Genomic DNA, 18,774 nt, shown 5'->3' on the forward strand with positions numbered 1-18,774 from the left:
TTCTTTAATTCCTAAGATTGTTAAAAAAGATTTGGAAAGCCAAGACAGTATTCCATTTTAATGTTCGCCCTGCTTTCCGTTTCAATCTTTTTGTAAATTGCTGTCAGACAATCAAAGTTGCTGCAACCAAAAAGTATTTTCACTTCAATCAGGTTTATAAACTTCGGGCGATCATATTTGGGCGGCTTTGAATTTCTCAAGTGGATTTCGCAAATTTTCGCAGAATTTAAATTATTAATTCTGTTATTATCACTTTAAATATGCGGGACAATATATATCGCAAAGCAAAATAAACGTTACAGCTTAGTAGCCAAGCGTAATTTTTGTATTTTCAGCGAATAAATCAGCAACCATAATCATGAAATATCTTTTTTCAGCCGCACTTATTTGCGGTGCTTTATTTGCAAATGCACAAGACAAATTTGGCGATGTATTCGCAAAAATCAATACAGATGTTCAGCAGCATTCAAGAGCTTATCAAACGCTAAAAGAAGAAACTGAAACCATTGGGCACCGCTTAACCGGATCAGCAAATGGAGCAAAGGCAGAGCAATATGCTTTCGATTTGCTAAAATCTTATGGCTGTGAAGTAAAATTTCAACCTTTTGAAGTAGAAAGCTGGGCAAGAAAAACAATCGATGTAGCGATTGGCGCCGACAAAAATAGCCTTGCCAAAATTAAGGCTGTTACGTTAGCACATTCTCCTGTAAGTGCAGATATAACTGGCGATATTGCAGATGCTGGAAATGGATTGGAAATAGATTATCAAACTGATCCCTCAAAATTTAAAGGAAAGATTGCTTTGATTTATCTGGGCGTTTTGCCAGGTTCACCGGCTGGAACAAAATCATTGCACCGATCAGAAAAAACAGCCATTGCTACAAAATATGGTGCAATTGGTGTAATTATTATCAATACAGTAAAAAATGGAGTGTTGTTAACAGGAACGGCTTCAGTAACAGGAAAATTAATACCAATTCCAGCAGTTTGTATCGGTTTGGAAGATGGAATGGCATTAAAGGAAAAACTAAAAACCCAAGTTCAAGTAGCGCATATCGCTATGACAAATTTTTCGGGTTTGATTAAAGCCAGAAACGTAGTGGCTACATTCAAAGGAACTGAAATGCCAAAAGATAAAATCGTTGTTGGCGGCCACTTAGACAGTTGGGATTTGGCAACCGGTGCAATAGATAATGGTATAGGTTCATTCGCGGTAATGGATATGGCCCGGACTTTCAAAAAACTGAATTTGAAAACCAAACGCACTGTTGAGTTTGTGTTATTCATGGGCGAGGAGCAAGGCTTATTAGGTTCTAAGGCTTACATCGATCAAGCCAAAAAATCTAAGACCTTGAATCAGGTCAAGTTTATGTTGAATTACGACATGACAAACGATCCAAAAGGGTTTTCAACATCCCGTGCTGAAATGAAAGATATGTTTACTGCATGGGGCGATGATATTGTAAAAATCGATACGGGTTTTAAAAACTTGTTCAATGCTGGCGCAGGTTTGCATAGCGATCATCAACCTTTTATGTTAGAGGGAATTCCAACAGGAGGCGGTTTTGGTGGTAAATTACCAAACAACTCTGGACCATTTTATCATTCGGATGGCGACTCGTTTAAGCTAGTTGATGAGCAGGGTTTAAAAAATACTGTTCGTTACAGTGCCATGCTCACCTATGCTTTGGCCAATACGCCAAAAATTCCGGTTGGTGTACAAAGCGAAGAAGAATTAAAAGCTTTCTTAGAATCTCAAAACTTAAAAGAACCATTAACCATTGCTGGCGAGTGGAGGTGGAAATAATATTCTACTACATTTATTTCTTTCACTAACCGTCATTTCGATTTAATCGGAGCAACCTTCTTTGCTTCGTTTGTCCGGAATGACGGTTTTTTATTCTAAATGCTAACCTTTAACTTTAAACTTTTAACCTTCAACTTCTATCCGCTAATATAGCTTTCCAATTGAGAAATTGTTTGTTTTTGGTCTGCGATAATAAATTTTACCACATCGCCGATTGACATCATACCTTTCACCTCGTTGTTTACTACAATAGGCAAATGGCGAATGTGTTTATCCGTCATTAATTCCATGCAATAATCAATAGAATCACTTAAAGTAATGGTAATCGGGTTTGGTGTCATAGCCTCCTTAATCAAGGTATCTTTTGAAGATTTTCCATGAAGAATGATTTTCCTGGCGTAATCGCGTTCGGTAAAAATGCCAGAGAGTTTTTCATTTTCCATCACTAAAAGGGCACTGATGTTTTTATCAGTCATTACTTTTAAAGCATCTAAAACGGAAATATTTTCAGGTACAGCAATAATTAGCGACTGTTTAGTGTCGAGTAAGTGTTTAACGGTTTTCATAATTGGTTTATTTGGTTAAATCAATTTATGAAATAATATCCTGAATATCAAAGTTTTGTTTAATGTTGATGCCAGGTTTCTCAAAATAGATACATTTATAGCCCACCTAAACCCGATGGTACGAAAAGCCTCCAATTTTTTCTATTGGAGCTTGTAGGGACAGCGGGGCTGAAACAACCGAAGAAATGCTGCAATTGCTTTTCAAAACCTTAATATAAACACTCAATATTTTACATTCTGTAAACTAGCTTGCTCTTTTAATTATTTGGGTTTCACAAAGCTATGCCGTAACTTTGTGCCACATTTAAAACAAATAAAATATGTCATCAGTAGAGACAACCTATATCCCTTACAAAGTTAAGGACATTTCACTGGCAGAATGGGGCCGTAAAGAAATCGAATTAGCCGAAGCAGAAATGCCAGGTTTAATGAGTTTACGTACAGAGTTCGGTCCAACGCAACCGTTAAAAGGTGCTCGTATTGCAGGTTGTCTGCACATGACTATCCAAACGGCTGTATTAATCGAAACATTAGTGGCTTTAGGTGCAGAAGTTACCTGGTCATCTTGCAATATTTTTTCTACACAAGATCATGCTGCTGCTGCAATAGCTGCTGCTGGTATTCAGGTTTATGCTTGGAAAGGCTTAAACGAAGAAGAATTTGATTGGTGTATTGAGCAAACATTACACTTCGGCCCGGAGCAACAACCATTAAACATGATTTTGGATGATGGTGGCGATTTAACAAACATGGTTTTCGATAAATACCCTGAGTTAATTGCTGCAATTAAAGGTTTATCAGAAGAAACCACAACTGGTGTACACCGTTTATACGAAAGAATGAAAAACGGAACATTGCACTTACCTGCAATTAACGTTAACGATTCGGTAACTAAATCTAAATTCGATAACAAATACGGATGTCGCGAGTCATTAGTTGATGCCATTCGTCGTGCAACTGACGTAATGATGGCTGGTAAAGTAGCTGTTGTTTGCGGTTATGGCGATGTGGGTAAAGGTTCTGCAGAATCTTTAAGCTCACAAGGTGTACGTGTAATTGTTACCGAAATCGATCCAATTTGTGCTTTACAAGCTGCAATGGAAGGTTATGAAGTTAAAAAATTCGCTACTGCTGTTAAAGAAGCAGATATTATTGTTACTACAACTGGTAACCGTGATATTGTTCGTGGCGAGCATTTCTTAACCATGAAAGATAAAGCGATTGTTTGTAACATTGGTCACTTCGATAATGAAATCGATGTTGCCTGGTTAAACGAAAAATACGGTTCAACTAAAGTGGAAATTAAGCCACAGGTTGATAAATATACCATCGAAGGTAAAGACATCATTTTATTGGCCGAAGGTCGTTTGGTAAACTTAGGTTGCGCAACTGGCCACCCAAGTTTTGTAATGAGTAACTCCTTTACCAACCAAACTTTAGCGCAATTAGAGCTTTGGACTAACACTGATAAATACGAAAACAAAGTTTACGTTTTGCCTAAGTATTTAGATGAGAAAGTTGCTCGTTTACACTTGGAAAAAATTGGCGTAGAATTGGATGTTTTAGATCAACACCAGGCTGATTATATCGGCGTTCCGGTTGAAGGTCCGTTCAAATCAGACGAATATCGTTACTAAAAAAAGGCGGAAGTCCTAGTCGGAAGTCCGAAGCTGAATATCGAAAGGGATGTGCAATTTGCATATCCCTTTTTATTTTGATTGTCATCTTGAGCCTGTCGAAAGATTTAAATTTCCGTGCCTTCTGTGTTTCCGTGGCAAAAAATAATATTTTGAAAACGTAATTTCAGTAACGTTTCGGCAATTGTAGCCCTGCTGTCCACTTTACTCCTCCCGATGAAATATCGGAATCCGTGTTCGTTCCCATCAGGTTTATTTTACAAAGGATTGAAGTTCTTTTGCCAGCCAAAACCTACATTTGGAAAAATAATATCATGAAAAACCTAGCCATCATAATACTTTTCACAGCCATTGCTTTTACCGCCAAAGCGCAAACTATATCTAAAAAATCATTGGCTAATCAAGAAGTTAAGAAACAGGTTGTAGATATCGCCTGTGGCGAATGCCAGTTTAAAATAAAAGGCAAAAGCTGTGATTTGGCAATAAGAATTGATGGTATATCTTATTTTGTTGATGGCAAGAACATAGACGATTTTGGCGATGCGCATGGCGAACATGGCTTTTGCAATGCCGTAAGTAAAGCCGAAGTTTCTGGGAAAATTATTAATGGCAGATTTAAAGCAAAAAACATCAAGTTGTTATCCAAATAGCAATATATCTAAATTCATAAAAAAGCCTGCTTCAAAAGTAAAATTCTCTATTATTTTTGTCATATCCGCGAAGGTGGAAATTTTAATGCGCTATAAAAGCAGTTATCAAACTCTCAATTAAACTTGAAATGACGATTGCCCGAAAAATAATATGTTCAAAATAGAAAGATAAATCTGCAAGACCACTTCTTCACCCAAAAAAAATATTTTAAAAACTGTCACATTTCGGTTTTTGCTGTGTCTTATATCTGAAAATTGAGTTTAACTCCTCAATACCAAACAAGCTAAAAAAACAAATTTCAGATATGAAACCCTATTTATTGATTTTGCTTTGCCTTTTATCTACGAAAGTCTTCGCACAAGAAGTTGGAAACATCACAGGAAAAACCATTGATAGCAAAACAAATCTACCCCTTGAGTATGTAGGACTAATATTAACAAGCAAAACTGACTCAAATAAAAAAATCGGTGTGGTAACGAGCAAAACTGGAGAATTCTTTTTCAAAGATATATTGCGAGGGGATTATCAGCTTAAAGCATCTGCTATGGGTTATGTAGCGATTTTAAAAAACATCAGCGTTTCAGAAAAAAATATTGATTTAGGAACGTTAAAATTAAAGGAAGATGCCATCGCCCTGAAAGATGTTTCAATTGCAGGTCGGTATGCCACGGCTACAGTAAAAAAAGATACTGTTGAGTTTAACGCCGATGCTTACAAAACCCAACCTAACGCAGCGGTTGAAGATCTCTTGAAAAAATTGCCAGGTGTAACCATTGATAAAGACGGAAGCATTTTGGTTCAGGGGCAAAAGGTAACCCGTTTAACGGTAGATGGAAAAGACTTCTTTGGCACCGATCCGAAAACTGCAACTAAAAATTTACCAGCCGACGTCATTGCAAAGGTTCAGCTGATTGATAGTAAAACCCTTGAAGCAAAAGCGACAGGAATTGATGACGGACAAAGGGAAAAAGTGCTAAACCTGACTATTAAAGAAGATAAAAAGAATGGCTGGTTCGGTAACGCCAATTTATCAGGCGGAACTACAGATCGGTATAGTAGTTATCTGAGCGCCAATCATTTCACTAAAAAAATGCAGTTCGCAGTATTGGGAATGAGTAATAATGTAAGTAATGCAAGCTTTCAATACGAAGATTTGAACAGTTTTACGAGTGGTAATATTGGAAATTTATTTGCACCTCCGGGTGGTGGTGGCTTTTCGATTAATGTAAATAACGGGCGCACAACAATTGGTGGTTCTGGTGTTTTTGATAACAGTGCAATGGGAGAGGTAACTACTCATAGCGGCGGACTAAACTTCAGCAACAGTTGGGGTGAAAAAGATAAACTGACGTTGAGCAGTAGCTATTTTACTTATTTCAGCAAAGGTTTGGGCAATAGATTTTCAAATGTGCAGGATATTAATCAGGATGATGTATTGAGAACCAATGAAGTATCCAATCGGAACTCTGACAATCAGGCACATCGATTCAATTTTAAGGTAGAATACCATCCCGATTCACTAACGGATTTAACTTTTCGCTCAAATGCAATTCTGAATTACACTACCAATATTAACAACAGGGAGTTCAATTCTGCTTTTGATGTAACAGGAAAAATAAATGAAGGTAATCAGTTTTTGGATCAACGGAATTCTACACCAGCATATTTCGGAGAGCTTTCTGCTACAAGGCGATTGAAAAAGGGATCTGTTATTATTGGTTTAAGCGGAACGCAAAATACCTTCAATTCAAACTGGCTTAATAAATCTTTGATTAATAATTATAGCGGAGGGATAATCGACGTAACAGATTTAAATCAACAAGCTGAACAGGAAAACAAATCAAAAAATTATAGTGTTGCGGTTAATTATATTCGCCCCATTATAGATAAAAAACTAAACAGCAATATTGCCTATATCCGCAACGAAGGTAAAGTAGAGGCCGAACAACTAACCTTAAGCTATAATCCTATAAATAATACCTATGATGCTATAGTTCCTGATTTTTCGAATACGCTTGAAAACCATACGTGGACACAAACTGCAAGATTAGGCCTGATTTACAACCGCACCGAATGGACTTATAATTTTGGTCTGGGATTTCAGGAGACAGGTTTGGATGCCTCCTCGTTTAGTAGTGCTGGTGTAAATACCAATAATATTGATAAGAAATATTATAATATTCTTCCTCGCTTAAACATTAATTTTAGAAATAAAAACAAGCATACACTTCAGCTAAATTACAATGCGAATGTGAATTTACCATCAGTGAACGATTTGCAGCCGGTTCAGAATAACAGCAACCCACTTTATCAGCGAGTAGGAAACCCTGACTTAGAAGCCAGAAAAAGCCACCGCATGTCGGTTAACTTTAATACTTTCAGTGCCGATAATAATAAATACTGGAATGGGTATTTCTTGGTAAATTATACTTTAGATGATGTTGGAAATAGTATTAATTATGTAAATGGTGTGCAATACGTTCAGCCAGTAAACGTTGATGGTAATTACTTCATTAATACGGGTACATTTTTTGGTCAGCCAACCAAATTAAAAGGTTTGAGAATGGGTTATGGTGTTAATTTATCCTTATCGCACAATACTTCATTTATAAACAGCGAAAAGAACATCACAAATCGGTACAATTTTGGACCTAATGCTAACTTCAGCTACGATATTGATGATAAATTAAATGCCGGAATTTACATCGGGGTGCAATACAGCAAAGTGAATAATTCGCAGCCGAGTGCATTGGATAATAAATTCTTTAATTTTTCTAATAGTGCGAGCTTAAGCTACGAGTTTATTAAAAACACGAGAATCAATGCAGAACTAAATCACAATGGTGCCGCAGGAAGGGCCGATGGATTTAATAACAATGTATTTTTATTAAATGCTGGTTTAGAGCAATATTTCATGAAACGTAGAATTACTTTGGCCCTAAAAGGATTTGATATTCTGAAACAAAATATCAATATCGACAGAACGGTAAATGGAAGTAGGATTGAAGATATTCGTTTTAATTCAGTTACCAGATATTTCTATGTTTCCTTAAATTACAAGATTACCAAGGTTGGTTCAAAAAGCGAGAAAAGTAATCCAAGAAGTACGGTAAATTAAGGAAAGTTTTATTAACAGTTTAGCTAAGGCTTATGAAATTTCATAGGCCTTAATTTTTGGATATATTTTTTCAAATTGAATAATAGCATATTTTTTATTGCTTGTGTAAATTTTGCAACCCTAATCTTATTCTATTGTGTGCAGGATGGTATAAAAAGAGCTGATTGTTAAGCAGCTAATCGTTTATCTAAATTAATTTTTGAATTCCCTCAATTCAAAACAACTCTATCTCCGTATTAAATGTTCTTAACCTTAGATAAGTAAGCTTTATTGCAAAATTATTCTCCAACAGATAAAAGGAAGACCTTAACAAATTTTAACGCAAACGATTGTTATAAATCCGTATTCGATTTATTCTTTATTCAAAAGCTGTAAAAAGAAGGCTTAATTATGCCTAACATTAAGAAAAACGATTAAAAATACTCCTCAAGAAAGCTTACAAACAGTCATTCTTCTAAAAACACCATATTCTAAATAATTTAATCAAAACTGATTTTAGGATTCTCTTAAATACTCTCGTTTGATCAAACGTTTGCGTGGAGTTTGTTGGTTTTTAATGTTTACAATCACATAATTTAGAATTTAATTAGGATTTAAAAGTTCTTATAACTAGCAGATAAGCTTAATTCTAATTAAATATCAAACAACTAATCAACTGTATTATGCTGTAATCTCATCAAATTATTAGTATCAATTCCAAAACAAACTAACCAACCATTTAAAACTGTAATTCCATAATGAAAAAGTTATTACTATTATTTTTTCTAAGTGCTTCTGCTATTCTAGCCAGAGCACAAAATTTACCAATAACCGGAACGGTTAAGGATCTAGAGGGCAGATCTATTCCGAGCGTATCTGTAAAAGTTAAGGGCACAACCCGTGTTTCATCTGCCAACGCTACGGGTTCTTTTAGCATAGAAGCAAAAATTGGTGAAGTCTTAATCATTAGCTATGTAGGCTTTACCTCTAAAGAAATTACCATTACAAGTCAATCTCTTGGAGATATTACGCTTGCAGAATCAACCGAATCATTGAATGAAGTTGTTGTTGTTGGCTATGGTGTACAAAAAAGAGAAAGTTTAACAGGAGCGCTAAGTACTATTAAAGGTAGTGCGTTAAAAAACGTTACTTCTCCAAATGTACAAAATCTGCTTGCTGGTAAAGCTCCTGGTTTATTTGTTGCGCCAGGTTCAGGAAGGCCAGGGTCAGCAGGAGCTGTTATTATTCGCGGACAAGCTACTTTGGGCGGTACAACCAGTCCGCTTTGGGTTATTGATGGCGTAATTATTGGCTCTAGTCCTGGAGATTTAAATCCAGAAGATATCGAGAATCTTACGGTATTAAAAGATGCTGCATCAACTGCAATTTATGGTTCTCAAGGCGCCAATGGTGTAATCATTGTGACAACTAAAAGAGCCAAATCTGGACAAATGACAATCGATATATCTTCCAGAGTAGGTGTAACACAACTTACTAATGGTAATCTTCAGGTAATGGACGGTGCTGAATTATATGATTATTTTGCATCTTTTGCCAATGCAAATACCATTAGTTTCCCTAGGTGGAAGCCAGAGTTGCGCAACAGCAATTTCGATTGGTGGGATTTAGCAACTAAAGAAGGCTTTAATCAAAATCATAATATCACCTTTCAAGGAGGAACCGAAAAGTTACAATCAATGTTATCGATTGGTTTTTACGATGAATCCGGAGCTATCAAAGGATATGATTACGAACGCTATAACTTTAGGTTCAATACTGTTTACAAGCCATACAACTGGCTTACTATTAAACCATCATTAGTTGGTGCTCGCCGTGGGGTTTCAGATAAACAATATTCTGTAACATCAATATATTCAAATTTGCCTTGGGACAGCCCGTATGATGCAAACGGAAATTTAGTCCCTCATCGTTCTAGTACCTGGGTAAATAGCGTATCTACCAACTATTTGTATGATTTACAGTGGAATAAAGGTTCTAATACGAACTATGAATTAATGGGTAATTTTGATTTTGATATCAAGATAACTAATAAGTTAACTTTCTCTTCTGTTAATAATTACAGGTTTAATACCTATTCTGCAAGTAGTTATACCGATCCTCGTTCGAACGGAGGCTTAAGTGTAAATGGACGTATTACTGAATACAGAGATGAATATACACGTCGTTATACCAACCAACTTTTAACTTACAATAATTCTTGGGGAAAGCACAGCTTAAATTCTGTTGCAGGTTATGAATTTAATGATTACAGAAGTAAATCATTAGATGTTTATGGAACCGGATTAATTCCAGGATTTGAAGTATTGGATGTTGTTTCTAAGCCCGAAAGGACTAAAGGAGGTATAAGCGAATGGGCAGTACAATCTTTACTTTTTAAAAGTAGTTACTCTTATGATGATAAATATCTGGCTCAAGTATCATTTCGTAGAGACGGTGCATCGAATTTTGGTAAAAAATACGGAAACTTCTTTTCAGTTGGGGCAGGTTGGAATATACACCGCGAAAATTGGTTTAATACAAAATACATAAATAATTTAAAGCTTCGTGCTGCTGTTGGTACCGTAGGTAACCGTCCAAGTTCGCTATATCCACAATTTGATTTATATGCTGTAAACCCAGCTGCAAGTTATAATGGAGTTCCGGGTCTTTTGATTAGTCAACTCGGAAACGAAAACCTTACCTGGGAAGAAACTTATACCAGCGGTTTAGGTTTGGATGCAGCTGCATTTGATAACAGACTTAGATTAAACTTAGATTTTTATATTAAAAATACGAACAATATTCTTTACAATGTGCCTATTTCGGGTTTAACAGGTGTAACCAGATTATATCAGAATGTTGGTGAAATGAGAAACCAAGGAATAGAGATAGCACTTGGTGGAGATATAATTCGTACCAAAGACTTAACATGGAGCCTGGATATGAATTTAGGACACAACGTTAATAAGCTTACCGATATTTATAAAACTAGAAACTTGGATGGCTCTTACACAGCCAAACCAATCATTGTTGATGATGGTTTGGGTATAGCAGGCTCTGCCACCCGAATTTTACAAGTTGGCTTACCTGTTGATACATATTATATGCCAGAATGGGCGGGAGTTAATCCAGATAATGGTTTGCCCCTATGGTATAAAGTTACCAGAGATGCAAATGGAAACGAAACAAGCAGAACAACAACATCTACCTATGCACAAGCTACTCAAGAAAAATTATCAAAAGCATCACCAGATTTCTTTGGTGGAATTACTACTGCTCTAACCTGGAAAAAATTTGACTTAAATGCAGTTTTTGGTTATTCAATAGGTGGCAAAATTTACAACTATTCGCGTCAGGAATACGATTCAGACGGAGCTTACACAGATAGAAACCAAATGAATTTAATGGAAGGTTGGAACAGATGGCAGAAACCTGGCGACATTGCAACCCATCCTGTAGCTCGATATAATAATCAAGATAAAGGTAATTCCATGTCTTCGCGTTATTTGGAAAGCAGCGACTTTTTCAGAATGCGTTCATTGGCATTAGGGTATAGTTTCGATTTGAAAAAATATAAGGTAAGAAATTTAAGAGTGTATTTATCAGGAGAGAACTTGTTTGTTATCACCAAATATTCGGGTGTAGATCCAGAATTACCTGCTAACGATGGAGCTGTTTTATTTTCTACAGGACCATCAGTTTATCCTATGTCAAGAAAATTTATGTTCGGTCTTAATGCTTCATTCTAAATAAATAAAAATGAAAAAGATATTAGTTATCATCTTCGCTACAATTGCAATATCATCTTGTAAAGTTGATAGAGAGCCATTCGGGTCATTGCAATCTGAAAAGATAAATCAAAATCCAGAAGAATCAATAGATGGGTTGCTTAATGGTGTTTACGCACAACTTAAAGCTTGGTCAGATCCTATGCATCGCTTAGGTGAATATGCAGGAGATAATATGATGATCAGAGGATCTTCAACTGATCCATTTTACGAATTTATCTCTTTTGCCAGAACTCCAAATAATTCAAGGTTAACAACCTTTTGGGATAGCGGTTATAAAGCGGTTGCACAAGCTTCAAATGTAATTAACCTAATTCCGCAGGGTAAAAATGCAACACTTGATAGTAAGATAGGAGAGTGCTACTATGTTAGGGGAATGATGTATTTTTATTTGGTTCGTGCTTTTGGCCGCCCATACTACCAAAGTCCAGAAACCAATTTAGGCGTGCCTATTGTGAATGGTACACCTAAAGATGTTATTAATTTAAATTTACCAGATAGATCTACGGTTAAGGCAACCTACGAACAAGCAATTTCTGACCTGAAAAAAGCAGAAGAATTAATCTCTGTAAACAAGGGACCTATTTTTGCATCTAAGGGTGCTGCTCAGGCCATGCTTTCCAGAATTTATCTTTATATGAGTGGGACTTATGAAAACCCAAATCAGGCTAATGCTCAACTTGCAGTAGATTATGCAAATAAAGTAATTGCCAGTTCATCTACTTATAGCCTGTTAACAAGGGATCAGTTTATGAAATACAATACTTTCACGCCTGAAAACAACAGAGAAACCATTTTTGCAATTAAGCGTGTGACATCAGAATTTTCTGGTTCTGATCATTATTATGGCATTGGTGGTATGTACTCTAATATTGGTGGCCAAGGTTGGGGAGAAATGTATGCGAGTGCAAAATATATTGGCTTGTTAAACGAAACAGGTAGAAATGATTGGCGCCCGGATAAATATAAAATTGTTGATGCCAGAGCTGCATTTATAGAACCAACTTATTCGAAAAACGCTGCAGGAGCTTACACAGAAGTATTTAGATTTATTAAAGATGACGCTGGTAATGTGTTAAACTATGTACAAGCAACTATAACCCGAAATGGTGGTACAATTACTTGCACTGAAGGTACTGATGTGTATACTTTAACACCAGTAAACGCTGCGCAGGAAATTTACACCATTAACTATAAAAATGGAAAAACCTATACTGGTTTTATTGACTACTTTATAACGCTAAATCGTGTTTATCCTCAATTTTACATTGTTAAAGATTCGCGTGAGGGTGAAGATTCGCAATTACATTCTCCAGTAATTAGCAGGTTGGGCGAGGTGTACTTGAATAGAGCCGAGGCATATGCTAAATTACAGAAATTTACCGAAGCACTTAGCGATTTAAATACAGTAAGAACACGTTCTATTGTTAATGGTGGCTATGCTATTCTAAATGCTGCAAATGCAGGAGACTTAATAGATAAAGAAAGACAATTAGAATTGGCTTATCAGGCTGAGCGTAGCTTTGATGTTTTCCGTAACGGAAAGGCGCTTAGTCGTCAGTATCCAGGGCCTCAAAATCAAAATGTAAGTATTGCACCAACTGATTTTAGAGTGATATATTATATTCCTCAAAGTGCCATTAATTCATACCCAGGACAATTAACCCAAAACCCAACCCAGTAATAATTTAAATTTATAATTACTGATAATATTTCGAGGAGGCTGATCATTATTTATGGTTAGCCTCTTTGTTTTAGTATTATCTTGTATTGGTATATGCAACTGATGTTTATTGCAGATTTTGTATAACCTAAACCCGATATACGCGTAAAGCCGCCGATTTTTCTTCGGCGCTTGAAGCATTAGCGGGGCAGAACCCCACAAAAGGATTACTGCATTTGCTTTTAAAAAAAAAATCATCCTTTTATTGATCAAAACATCAATTAAGATGCTGAAATAAATTCAGCATGACGAGTCTATTACTTTAAAATCGCAACTGCTTCATGCTCAACTTAAAACTTATTACTTACTACATAAAACTTTTTCTTCTAACCCCTTGATTTATAAAAAGAATTGTTCTACTTTTGCAGTCCGTTTTATGGGCTATCTGTAAGGATGCCGGGGGAGCGGTAAATAATTAAATAAAAAATTAAAAAAGCACAATGCCAACCATTCAACAATTAGTTAGAAAAGGTAGAGTAGCACTGGAGTTCAAGAGTAAGTCTCCAGCGTTGGACAGCTGTCCACAGCGAAGAGGTGTATGTACACGTGTGTACACCACTACCCCTAAAAAACCAAACTCAGCAATGCGTAAAGTAGCCCGTGTTCGTTTAACGAACGGTAAAGAGGTGAATGCATATATTCCTGGGGAAGGTCACAACTTACAGGAGCACTCAATCGTATTGATTCGTGGTGGTCGTGTTAAAGATTTACCAGGTGTACGTTACCACATTATCCGTGGTGCATTAGATACATCAGGTGTTGCTGGTCGTAACCAACGTCGTTCGAAATATGGTACTAAACGTCCTAAACCAGGTCAAGTTGCTGCTGCACCTGCAAAAGGAAAGAAAAAATAATCGGGAGGAAATAAGAAATGAGAAAGTCAAAACCAAAGAAGAGAATTATTCTTCCTGATCCAAAATTTAACGATGTTCAAGTAACTCGTTTTGTAAATAACATGATGTACGATGGAAAAAAATCTATCGCTTATGCTATTTTTTACGACGCTGTTGAAATTGCTGAGAAAAAAGCAGGTGAAAACGGTTTAGAGATATTCAAACGTGCTTTAACTAACATTATGCCAGCTGTAGAGGTTAAATCTCGCCGTGTTGGTGGTGCTAACTTCCAGGTTCCAACTGAGGTTAGACCAGAACGTAAAACAGCTCTAGGTATGAAATGGTTAATTTCATATGCTCGTAAACGTGGTGAAAAAACCATGAAAGAGAAATTAGCTGGCGAAATCGTTGCTGCTGCTAAAGGTGAAGGTGCTGCTGTTAAGAAGAAAGAAGATACGCATAAAATGGCTGAAGCTAACAAAGCGTTCTCTCACTTCCGTTTCTAGTAGTTTATTTACAAATTAGTAAGATTACACAGATTTAATTAGAAGATTATACTGATTAGATAAATTACACCGATTTGTTGCTTAACATAATCGGTGTAATTATTTAAAATCAGATAAATCAACAAAAAAATATAATGGCAAGAGATTTAAAATTTACAAGAAATATCGGAATCGCAGCTCACATTGATGCAGGTAAAACTACAACAACTGAGCGTATCCTTTATTATGCTGGTGTTAGTCATAAAATTGGTGAAGTGCACGAAGGTGCTGCAACAATGGACTGGATGGCACAAGAGCAAGAGCGTGGTATCACGATTACTTCTGCTGCAACTACGGTTGATTGGAATTACAGAGGGCAAAAATATCATGTTAACGTTATTGATACTCCAGGTCACGTGGATTTTACCGTTGAGGTAAACCGTTCATTACGTGTATTAGATGGATTAGTATTCTTGTTTTCGGCTGTTGATGGTGTTGAGCCTCAATCGGAAACTAACTGGCGTTTAGCAAACAACTATGCAGTTCCTCGTATTGGTTTCGTTAATAAAATGGACCGTTCTGGAGCAGATTTCTTAAAAGTTGTTAAACAAGTTAAAGAAATGTTAGGTAGTAATGCAGTTCCATTGCAATTGCCTATCGGTTCTGAAGATGCATTTAAAGGTGTGGTTGATTTAATTAACAACCGTGGTATTGTTTGGAATGAGCATGATAAAGGTATGACCTTTACCGAAGTGCCTATCCCAGAAGATATGTTGGATGATGTTGCAGAATGGAGAGAGAAATTACTTGAATCAGTAGCTGATTATGATGAGACTTTGATGGAGAAATTCTTCGAAGATCCAAACTCAATTACTGAGCGTGAAATTTTAGATGCTTTACGTGCTGCTGTATTAGATGCTAAAATCGTTCCTATGGTTTGTGGTTCATCTTTCAAAAACAAAGGTGTACAAACTATGCTTGATTATGTGATGGAATTATTGCCTTCACCTATGGATAGCGAAGGTGTTATGGGTACTAATCCAGAAACTAATGAAGAAGTTTTATTAAAACCAAGCATTAATGAGCCATTTGCAGCTTTAGCATTTAAAATTGCTACTGATCCATTCGTAGGTCGTTTATGTTTTATCCGTGTTTATTCGGGTAACTTAGAAGCGGGTTCTTATGTTTATAATTCTCGTTCAGAGAATAAAGAGCGTATTTCTCGTATCTTCCAAATGCATGCTAACAAGCAAAACCCTGTGCCTAATGTGGCTGCTGGTGATATTGCTGCAGTAGTTGGATTTAAAGACATCAAAACTGGTGATACATTATGTGATGAGAAAAGCCCAATCGTTCTTGAATCGATGGATTTCCCAGAGCCGGTTATTGGTTTAGCTATTGAGCCTAAAACTCAGGCTGATGTTGATAAATTAGGTATTGGTTTAGGTAAATTAGCTGAAGAAGATCCTACTTTCAGAGTTCAAACTGATCAGGAAACTGGTCAAACTGTAATCTCTGGTATGGGTGAGCTTCACTTAGATATTTTAATTGACCGTTTAAAACGCGAATTTAAAGTAGAGGTTAACCAAGGTGCACCACAAGTAGCTTACAAAGAAGCTATCTTTGGTACAACAACACACCGTGAAACATATAAAAAACAATCAGGTGGTCGTGGTAAATTTGCCGATATTTCGGTTGTTATCTCTCCAATTGATGCTGATTTCGAAAAAGGTGGTTTACAATTCGTAAACGAAATTACAGGTGGTTCAATTCCACGTGAATTTATTCCTTCAGTAGAAAAAGGTTTTGCTGCTTCAATGGCTAATGGTGTTTTAGCTGGTTATCCACTTCCTGATATGAAAGTTCGTTTAACGGATGGTTCATTCCACGCAGTCGATTCAGATGCTTTATCATTTGAGCTTGCAGCTAAAATGGCATATCGTGAAGCTTTACCTAAATGTAAACCAACGTTGATGGAGCCAATCATGAAAATCGAAATCTTAACTCCTGAAGAAAACATGGGTGATGTGATCGGTGATATGAACCGTCGTCGTGGTCAGTTATTAGGTATGGATACTCGTAACGGATCTCAGGTAATTAAAGCAACTGTGCCTCTTTCTGAAATGTTTGGATATGTAACTCAGTTACGTACAATTACTTCAGGACGTGCAACTTCTACAATGGAATTTGACCACTACGAAGCTGCGCCTAAAAACGTACAGGATGAAGTAATTGCTAAATCAAAAGGTAGAATTAAATCTGAAGACTAAGTAAGATCAAGGAATAAGGAGCAAGGATAAAAGACGTAATGTTTAGGCATTATAATCTTTAATCCTTGTTCTCTCACCCTTAATCAAGAAGATAAATCCGATTCCTGTTGTTAATAGCTCTAACAGGGAATCATAATTAAAAACAAGATGAGCCAAAGAATCAGAATTAAATTAAAATCTTACGATTACAATTTAGTAGATAAATCTGCTGAGAAAATCGTAAAAACTGTTAAACCTACGGGTGCAGTTGTTAGTGGTCCAATTCCACTTCCTACAGAGAAAAAAATCTTTACTGTTTTACGTTCTCCACACGTTAACAAAAAAGCTAGAGAGCAATTTCAATTATGCGCTTACAAACGCTTATTAGATATTTATAGCTCTAACTCTAAAACAGTTGATGCTTTAATGAAACTTGAATTACCTAGTGGTGTTGAAGTTGAAATCAAAGTTTAATTGATTTTAAAAAGATTAAAAATCCTGATGCAAATCAGGATTTTTTTGTCCAATTTTTTTGCTGTTGAAGTGATTCATGAATTGGGATTATATAGTAGAGGAAAGCTTAAAACTGAGATGATTGCTTTTGAGATTTACAATCAAGAATAATTACAGGTTTTCTTAATCTGATTCAATCCTAAATCGGCAGCTTCCAATAATCGCTAATTAAAACCTTATTAATACCTACAATAGCTTTAAACACATTTGCTTTTAGCAAAGTTAAAGCGCTATGGTTAAATAATGTTGCGTTTACCATCAAATGGGTTTGTAGCAAATTCATATAAACAAAATCCATCATTATTGGTTTAATAGGTATGAATAAACCAACTAAGAAGGATGATAATCTACCTGTTGAAGGCCAGGATTTCGCAAATCCCAAAGAAGAATTAAAGCAAAAAGCCTCTTCGCATGGTGAAGTTGCCAATCAAAAGGGTGGAGATTTTTCTGAACTGGAAGAAAGCAGAATGGATAATCCACCAGAGCATAGAGATGAAAATGGATCTGGTATAGAAGATACCGATGCTGATACAAAATCAGATCAAAGTAAAGGTGTGAAGTAAAAGCTAGTCGATTATTCCGTTTCTCACTACAAAATTAATTAATGCAGCTGTATTTTTCTGACCAGTTTTATTAAGTAAGTTTTGTCGGTTTCCTTCGATTGTTCGCTTACTTGTAAATAACTTTTCTGCAATTTCTCCATTTGTTGAACCTTCAGCAATCATTCTAAGAATTTCAAGTTCTCTTTTTGATAGCTGAATATTTGTTTTGACATCATTTGTTTTAAGTTCATATTTTCCCTGAACCTGATCTAATAATTTCAATCCAATTGCTGTGCTAAGGTGCTTAAAGCCTGCAAAGAGTTTTTCAATTGCAAAAACCACTTCGGTTATTGATACATCTTTTAATAAGTATCCATGTGCTCCGGCTTCGAAACAAGAAATAACTAACCCTTCCTGATCTGCTGAAGTAAGAATTAAAACTTTAATTTCTGGATAATTTAATCTAATCAGCTTAGTTAGCTCAATACCATCCATTTCAGGCATAGCAATATCTGTAAGAACAATATTTGGCGCAATCCCACTTTGTAAAAGCCTAAGCACTTCTAAACCATTTGCTGCCTCTGCAACAACTTCAATATTATTTTGCTTTTCGATTAATGATTTAACACCATTTCGTACAATTGAATGGTTATCAGCTATTAATACCTTTATAGGGATTTTCAAATTTTCAATTATTAAACTATGGCGTCAAAATCAAATATCGAAATAAAATTATGCTACAAAATATGTGTTAATACTCGAAATAGGCGTATTTATACCCTTTTTATGAATTTACTTTAGAATTTTGAGCGATGCCTAATCATCGAAGGGGTGGGTAGGAGTTGTTTATTCTGCATTTAACAGAATAGGTATTGTTTACTGC

At 36.0% G+C, this 18,774-nt stretch carries 13 protein-coding genes; 11 read left to right on the forward strand and 2 right to left on the reverse strand.

Features of this window, described 5'->3' with window-relative positions:
* Positions 1 to 358 precede the first annotated feature (358 nt).
* On the forward strand, positions 359 to 1,807 hold the full coding sequence (locus LUA91_RS16645) for a M28 family peptidase (RefSeq protein WP_231427250.1): 1,449 nt from the start codon (positions 359 to 361) through the stop codon (positions 1,805 to 1,807).
* 137 nt (positions 1,808 to 1,944) lie between these two features.
* Here the strand turns inward: LUA91_RS16645 and LUA91_RS16650 are convergent, their stop codons facing one another.
* On the reverse strand, positions 1,945 to 2,373 hold the full coding sequence (locus LUA91_RS16650) for a CBS domain-containing protein (protein ID WP_231427251.1): 429 nt from the start codon (positions 2,371 to 2,373) through the stop codon (positions 1,945 to 1,947).
* Positions 2,374 to 2,693: 320 nt separating this feature from the next.
* On the opposite strand from LUA91_RS16650, the gene ahcY reads away from it, so the two are divergent.
* From ahcY to LUA91_RS16700, 10 genes are all read left to right on the forward strand, one after another.
* Positions 2,694 to 4,010, forward strand: a complete 1,317-nt coding sequence (gene ahcY / locus LUA91_RS16655) for an adenosylhomocysteinase (RefSeq protein ID WP_231427252.1) — start codon at positions 2,694 to 2,696, stop codon at positions 4,008 to 4,010.
* A gap of 314 nt (positions 4,011 to 4,324) precedes the next feature.
* On the forward strand, positions 4,325 to 4,660 hold the full coding sequence (locus LUA91_RS16660; protein ID WP_231427253.1) for a DUF6370 family protein: 336 nt from the start codon (positions 4,325 to 4,327) through the stop codon (positions 4,658 to 4,660).
* Between the two features lie 305 nt (positions 4,661 to 4,965).
* Positions 4,966 to 7,779: an outer membrane beta-barrel protein gene (locus LUA91_RS16665; protein WP_231427254.1), complete on the forward strand. Its 2,814-nt coding sequence runs from the start codon at positions 4,966 to 4,968 to the stop codon at positions 7,777 to 7,779.
* Between the two features lie 737 nt (positions 7,780 to 8,516).
* Positions 8,517 to 11,507 carry a TonB-dependent receptor gene (locus LUA91_RS16670; RefSeq protein WP_231427255.1) on the forward strand — a complete coding sequence of 997 codons (2,991 nt, stop codon included), beginning with the start codon at positions 8,517 to 8,519 and terminating at the stop codon, positions 11,505 to 11,507.
* A 10-nt stretch (positions 11,508 to 11,517) separates the two neighbouring features.
* A complete protein-coding gene (locus tag LUA91_RS16675) occupies positions 11,518 to 13,230 on the forward strand; it encodes a RagB/SusD family nutrient uptake outer membrane protein (protein WP_231427256.1) in 1,713 nt (570 codons plus the stop codon).
* Between the two features lie 479 nt (positions 13,231 to 13,709).
* Complete coding sequence (gene rpsL, locus LUA91_RS16680) at positions 13,710 to 14,123, forward strand: 30S ribosomal protein S12 (RefSeq protein ID WP_012780770.1); 414 nt, start codon at positions 13,710 to 13,712, stop codon at positions 14,121 to 14,123.
* A gap of 17 nt (positions 14,124 to 14,140) precedes the next feature.
* A complete protein-coding gene (gene rpsG / locus LUA91_RS16685; protein ID WP_231427257.1) occupies positions 14,141 to 14,608 on the forward strand; it encodes a 30S ribosomal protein S7 in 468 nt (155 codons plus the stop codon).
* 134 nt (positions 14,609 to 14,742) lie between these two features.
* Complete coding sequence (gene fusA, locus LUA91_RS16690) at positions 14,743 to 16,857, forward strand: elongation factor G (RefSeq protein ID WP_231427258.1); 2,115 nt, start codon at positions 14,743 to 14,745, stop codon at positions 16,855 to 16,857.
* Between the two features lie 147 nt (positions 16,858 to 17,004).
* Entirely contained in the window at positions 17,005 to 17,310 is a 306-nt protein-coding gene (gene rpsJ, locus LUA91_RS16695) for a 30S ribosomal protein S10 (protein ID WP_008244591.1), read from the forward strand.
* 356 nt (positions 17,311 to 17,666) lie between these two features.
* Positions 17,667 to 17,912, forward strand: a complete 246-nt coding sequence (locus LUA91_RS16700; protein WP_231427259.1) for a hypothetical protein — start codon at positions 17,667 to 17,669, stop codon at positions 17,910 to 17,912.
* A 3-nt stretch (positions 17,913 to 17,915) separates the two neighbouring features.
* On the opposite strand, the gene LUA91_RS16705 is transcribed toward LUA91_RS16700, so the two are convergent.
* On the reverse strand, positions 17,916 to 18,575 hold the full coding sequence (locus LUA91_RS16705; RefSeq protein ID WP_231427260.1) for a response regulator transcription factor: 660 nt from the start codon (positions 18,573 to 18,575) through the stop codon (positions 17,916 to 17,918).
* Positions 18,576 to 18,774 lie beyond the last annotated feature (199 nt).

It is taken from the genome of Pedobacter sp. Leaf250, from assembly GCF_920984735.1.
In the GTDB taxonomy this organism is placed as follows: domain Bacteria; phylum Bacteroidota; class Bacteroidia; order Sphingobacteriales; family Sphingobacteriaceae; genus Pedobacter.

What these genes read in the sequence shown, in the direction of transcription:
- fusA (WP_231427258.1), top strand. Translation starts at nt 14,743, where the DNA reads ATGGCAAGAGATTTAAAATTTACAAGAAATATCGGAATCGCAGCTCAC.
- ahcY (WP_231427252.1), top strand. Translation starts at nt 2,694, where the DNA reads ATGTCATCAGTAGAGACAACCTATATCCCTTACAAAGTTAAGGACATT.
- rpsG (WP_231427257.1), top strand. Translation starts at nt 14,141, where the DNA reads ATGAGAAAGTCAAAACCAAAGAAGAGAATTATTCTTCCTGATCCAAAA.
- LUA91_RS16645 (WP_231427250.1), top strand. Translation starts at nt 359, where the DNA reads ATGAAATATCTTTTTTCAGCCGCACTTATTTGCGGTGCTTTATTTGCA.
- LUA91_RS16675 (WP_231427256.1), top strand. Translation starts at nt 11,518, where the DNA reads ATGAAAAAGATATTAGTTATCATCTTCGCTACAATTGCAATATCATCT.
- rpsJ (WP_008244591.1), top strand. Translation starts at nt 17,005, where the DNA reads ATGAGCCAAAGAATCAGAATTAAATTAAAATCTTACGATTACAATTTA.
- LUA91_RS16660 (WP_231427253.1), top strand. Translation starts at nt 4,325, where the DNA reads ATGAAAAACCTAGCCATCATAATACTTTTCACAGCCATTGCTTTTACC.
- LUA91_RS16670 (WP_231427255.1), top strand. Translation starts at nt 8,517, where the DNA reads ATGAAAAAGTTATTACTATTATTTTTTCTAAGTGCTTCTGCTATTCTA.
- rpsL (WP_012780770.1), top strand. Translation starts at nt 13,710, where the DNA reads ATGCCAACCATTCAACAATTAGTTAGAAAAGGTAGAGTAGCACTGGAG.
- LUA91_RS16650 (WP_231427251.1), bottom strand. Translation starts at nt 2,373, where the DNA reads ATGAAAACCGTTAAACACTTACTCGACACTAAACAGTCGCTAATTATT.
- LUA91_RS16700 (WP_231427259.1), top strand. Translation starts at nt 17,667, where the DNA reads ATGAATAAACCAACTAAGAAGGATGATAATCTACCTGTTGAAGGCCAG.
- LUA91_RS16665 (WP_231427254.1), top strand. Translation starts at nt 4,966, where the DNA reads ATGAAACCCTATTTATTGATTTTGCTTTGCCTTTTATCTACGAAAGTC.